The 5606-nt window shown below is 40.4% G+C and carries 2 protein-coding genes; both read left to right on the plus strand.

The features are described from left to right. A partial coding sequence (locus tag A6733_RS08580; RefSeq protein ID WP_176696720.1) for a hypothetical protein occupies positions 1-563 on the plus strand: 563 nt, incomplete at its 5' end. An 821-nt stretch (positions 564-1384) separates the two neighbouring features. Further along, a partial coding sequence (locus A6733_RS00125) for a hypothetical protein (RefSeq protein ID WP_176696721.1) occupies positions 1385-5606 on the plus strand: 4222 nt, incomplete at its 3' end.

Consider the following 5606-nt stretch of genomic DNA (forward strand, 5'->3'; position numbering starts at 1 on the left):
CTTTATATGTATCAGGATTAGATGCAGATGTTTCCTCTTCTTCTACGGAGTCATCTGTATTGGGTAGAGCAATTGTTGGACTAGCTACAGAAGTTATTGCTTCTGAGTCGAGAGTTTTAGTAGGTGAATCAACTCCTTCGTCATCATCTGAGCAGTTAGTAGTGCCGATTGCTGCCCCTTCTTCTGTTTCTGCTGCTATTAGTAAGTCTTTCATGGCAGCTAGTAGTAGTTCTTCTAGGTACCCTCATGGACCTAAGAAAGCATTTATTATGCAATCAGTTAAGGAGCATTTTGAGGTGCCTATGAGTAGTGGGATATCTGCTGGACCTTCCCCTTCTACACCTGTGGATATTGGTAATGTTCCGCTAGTGGCTGCTGTTACCGATACTGCTGCTGATGATGTGGGAGCGAGATTGGCAGCATTGCTGAATCGAGGCCTGCCACCTTCACCACCACCTGCTGGTGAATCTAGTGGGTATATGAGAGGTGGTAGAGGAGGGTTGTCTTCCTCACTTCAGGGTGGTGTGCAGAGAAGAGGACGTAAAAGGAAAAGAAATGAGTAATTTGTGGTAATTGATCTTATCTCCTCCTACTATTAGTTTTACATGATTTTATTTGTTGTGAGCTTTGTGAGCTATTTCTATACGGATAAATTACGCTCTTGTATTTTTTACTGTAACGGCATTAATCAATCATAAAATTCGTATACAAGAATCTGTAATCTGTACTAGATATTTATGTTGCACATGACAAATACTTGTTAAGTTATATATAATTTTTTGTATCAAACATAAAAGCATTGAAACGAATGTCGATTAATTTCTATTAACATGAGAATTGCTACTTTTGGATGTGAATTTCATGAATTGAGATACAGAAGTGATGACGTAAGGTTTTGCTTCTGATCTTGTTTGTGATGTTATGTGCGTTTAGTTGCATTTACGTGGCCATTCCACTTCTCTTCTGTGGCGTAAATGACGATCAAATAGGTTGTTGAATTTTAATTTTATTGATGCACGTTTATTAAGTTAAATAATTAGCAATTAATTAGTTATATATTAATGCTTAACTTGTATAATTAATTGTTATGTGTTGGGTGTAAATGTTTGTTTTTTTAAGTTATATACAAGATATCATGTCATGTTGGTAGTGTTCTTTGTACGTACGGACTGCCACTTGTTTTGTGTGTGAGTGACGTTTCTTGGATTTGTATACGTATACAATAGTGGTGATGCTTTGCTGCTGGTCCTGTTTTTGGTGTTTTGTGCATTTCTTTGAGGGACTGTACCCATTTCTCTTCTGTAGCTTTTACGTAATGTTGGTGTGTGAGTTGATAGTAAAAATAATAAATGAATAATAATAGCAATAAACAGAGGGTTTTTTTATGTATCCTGTACCTGTGACTGGTAGCGCTGCTACTTTTAGTGATCCTTCAGAGAGTGATGGTGATGGTAAAGGGTGCGTTGTACAGAGTGATGTTTCTAGTGTTGGTTTGCGGCAAGTTGAGGCCTCTACTGTTACTATTTCACCCACCACTGTGGGTGGTGGGTTGAGTACTTGTGATGATATAGGCAAAGCTTCTACCTCCAGATCTGGTATTGCTGCTGTTTCTTCTCCAGCCATTATTGCTGATCAGGATGTTTCTGATTTGCTGGGAGTTAAGTTACATCCTGATAGTGCCCAAATAATTAGTGATCTTCTTTTGAGAGCTGTTGAACTAGCTGGAGTTCCTTACAAGGGTAGGTTAAGCGAACAACTTCCATCAAACGTGAGAGATAAACTTACGACGACCGGGCGGATTATTTGGTGTAATACTTATAAGGTGCTGTGTAGGGCTACTTTTGTGCGCAGATGTTTTTTTAAGTACTATGGCGAGCATATGCCTGGTTTCATACATTCTCTTCCTAACATTAAAGTATTGTCCGACTCTCCTGGCGGTGGTGTAGAGACGTTAACTGGGGATAGGTTGCTTAGTTTTTTATCGAGACTAGATTCCGTTATCCGCAGTAGAGCGGAGCGTATTTTTATCTCTATTTGGGATGAAGTATTTTGCGGCATTTCTGGTGCTCTAGAAGGGGAGTCTTTGGATGCTATTAGTTGTGAAGATTTTACTGTTGTTCTCGACATTGCTGGTATTCCCTTAGTAGCATCGTCTTCAACATCGCATTTGAAAGCACGATATTCCAAAACAAAGACAAATAGTAAGGATGTTGATAAGTGTAAAGCATCAGGGGATGGATCTTCTTCTGCTCCTACTACAGAAGGAAGATACGCGAGTGGCAGTGGTGTTCCTGCTCATGTTTCTACTCACTCCGATACAGGAATTGTTTGTGCTACTGTTGGGGAGGTGTCGCCCATTCTATATGTAGATTTGCTGGGCTTTAAGTTGCACCCTGATAGTGATGAACTAATTTCCAGGCTATTTCATGATGTTTGTGAATCTGCGCGCATGTCTTATTCTTGTTCTATGGATAATTACCTCTTAACGGCTATGAATAGTGGGCTCTCTAGGGTTGGGCTAGCTATTTGGTGCAGGATGTATAGAGAATTGCATCTATCTAGTTTTATAGCTAGGTGTCTGTGTATATACCATTACAAGTACCGTCCTGATTTTATACGTGCACTTCCTTATATTAGAGTACTATCAAGTTCCTCTGATTGTAAGCCAGTTCCATTAAGTGGAGGTAGTTTATTAGTTTTTTTGTCGAAAATAGATTGTGCTGTTACCGTGAGAGTGAAGTATATATTTAAATCTAGGTGGGATAAAGTAGCTAGAGACGTTTTTGCTGAACTAGAAGATGGATCGTTGAGTGGTATTCGTTGTGAGGATGTTATTAATGTTCTCGATGTTGCTGGTGTTCCTGTAGTAGCGCTTTCAGATTCAAAAAGACGTAAGGTAAAAGAGAAGTTATCAAAAGAAGCTCTTTCAGATTTAAAAATACGGATAAGTACAACAGATGAAGGTAAGATATCAGAAAGTGGCAATAAAACTGCAGATAAGGGTACGACTTCAGGAGGTGTTACCGCTGATCCTATGAGTTCTTCTTCCAGTTTGCAACTTCAGTCTGAATTGCCATCTCAACCTGAACCTGATTCATTACCTGAAGGTACTGTATCTTCTTTGCCTATTGTTACTGAATCTATTCCACAAACACGTGTGATACGTGTGATAAGTAAAAGCAAAACACCAGGAAGTGATGTTGTTGTAGTATCACCTGGTGGTACTGTATCTTCTTTGCCTCCCATTGCCGGTTCTGTTCCACAAATACGTGTGATACGTGTGATAAGTAAAAGCAAATCATCAGGAAGTGGTGATAAGGCTGCAGGTGAGGGTATTGTTTCAGGAAGTGGTATTGTTGCAGTATCTCCTGATAATGCCGGGTCTTCTTCGCCTGTTGTTGCTGAAACCGCTCCACAAGTACGTATTATACGTGTGATAAGTAAAAGTAAAGCATCAGGAAGTGGTATTAATATTACGAATGCTGCTGCTTCAGGAGGTGGTGGTGTTGTATTATCACCTGATGGTACTAAATCTTCTTTGCCTCCTATTACCGGGTCTGTTCCACAAACACGTGTGATACGTTCGATAAGTAAAAATGAAACATCAGGATCAGGAAGTAGTGGTAAGGCTACAAGTGATGATATTGTTTCAGGAAGTGGTATTGTTGCAGCATCGCCTGATAATGCTGAGTCATCTTTGCCTATCGTTACTGAGACTGTTCCACAAGTACGTGTTGTACGTGTTATATGTAAGAGAAAGACGTTAGGAAGTGGTATTAATGTTACGAGTGATGCTGTTTCTTCAGGAGGTGGTGTTGTTGTAGTATCACCTGATGGTACTAAATCTTCTTTGCCTTCTATTACCGGGTCTGTTCCACAAACACGTGCGATAAGTGAAAGCAAAATATCAGGAAGTGGTAGTGAAGCTACTGGTGAAGGTACTACTTTGGGAGGTGGTATTGTTGTAGCATCACCCGACGGTGCAGGTTCTTCTTTACCTCCTGTTACTGAGACTGTTATTCAAAGATGTGTGATAAGTGAAAGCAATATATCAGGAGATAGTAGTAAATGTGCTGAGGGTACGGAATCAGGAAGTAGTGCTATTGATCTTACTAGTCGTTTGGTTGTCTCTCTTCCACGACTTAAGTTTCAGCATGAATTATCTTCTCAGCCTGAATCTTCTTTGTCTCCTGTTGATACTGTTCCTCAAAGATGTGTGATAAGTGAAAGCAAGATATCAGGGGATAGTAGTAAATGTGCTGAGGGTACGGAATCAGGAAGTAGTGCTATTGATCTTACTCGTCGTTTGGTTGTCTCTCTTCCACGACTTAAGTTTCAGCATGAATTATCTTCTCAGCCTGAATCTTCTTTGTCTCCTGTTGATACTGTTCCTCGAAGACGTCTGATAAGTGAAGGCAATATATCAGGAGGTAGTAGTAAATGTGCTGAGGGTACGGAGTCGGTGAGTAGTACTGCTGCGCTTACTAATTCTCCGGTTATTTCTTCTACGCAACTTCGGTCTGAATTATCATCTCAATCTGAGACACAGTTAAGATCTTTATTGCTATTGGAGGGGAAGTATGATCGTCTTTCTCCTAGATTTGTTAAATCGCTTTCTTATAGAGATCGATCTGCTAATTTATATGATATTGCTTCTACTTCTGATGGTCCTCCTTCGAATTATTCTGATTTTGGAGCTTTAGTAGGTGAATTGTCTCCTGCGCCTTCATCCCCACCTTCGATTTCATTTGCACCATTATCTCCATCTGCTTCTGAGCCTGAGCCTCAATCTCAATATGAGATGCAATTGGGATCTTTGTCTGGTGAGCGTTTTTCTAGAATTAGTGCTGATGGTTCAGTTTCTACTCTGGAAAGTGATGCTTCTGATTTGAGAGTTTTAGAAGATGGATCATCTTCGTCTGAATCAGGATCTGCATCTTCGTCTGAATCAGGATCTGCATCTTCGTCTGAATCAGGATCTGCATCAGGACTATATGAAGATTTTCACTCTGCCTTTGTTACGCAGTTAGTTATGGAATATTTAGAGGCATCTACTAGTGGTAGTGTTGTTGCTGTATCTTCCTCCCCCTCTGTGTCTGCACCTGCACCTGCACCTGCGTCTGAGTTGTTAGTAGCTTCTGACATTTCCCCCTCTTTGTCACCATTAGCTGAAAGTTTAGCTATGCCAACTGTTTCTGATCAGTCTGGTAGTGTATCTGTGACTGATATTATTTCTACTTCTATAGCACTACCTAGTGTCGAATCTTCTTTGTCTGTTGCTGTGCCAACTCTCTCTGTCGGTTCTTTTTTGAGCATTAGTGATGATGTTTTGGTCCCGACCGCGGAAGGTGTTGCTTCTGCATTGATGGGGGCGGGGGATGATTCACTTTCTCCTCCCTCTTCACCTTCGATTTTACCTTTATCTTCATCTTTGTCTTCTTCATCTTCATCTTTATCTTTATGTGCATCGGGATTAGATGCAGATGTTTCCTCTTCTTCTACGGAGTCATCTGTATTGGGTAGAGCAATTGTTGGACTAGCTACAGAAGTTATTGCTTCTGAGTCGAGAGTTTTAGTAGGTGAGTCAACTCCTTCGTCATCATCTG

Origin of the sequence: Candidatus Ichthyocystis sparus (assembly GCF_900078745.1) — a bacterium.
In the GTDB taxonomy this organism is placed as follows: Bacteria; Pseudomonadota; Gammaproteobacteria; order Burkholderiales; family 2013Ark19i; genus Ichthyocystis; species Ichthyocystis sparus.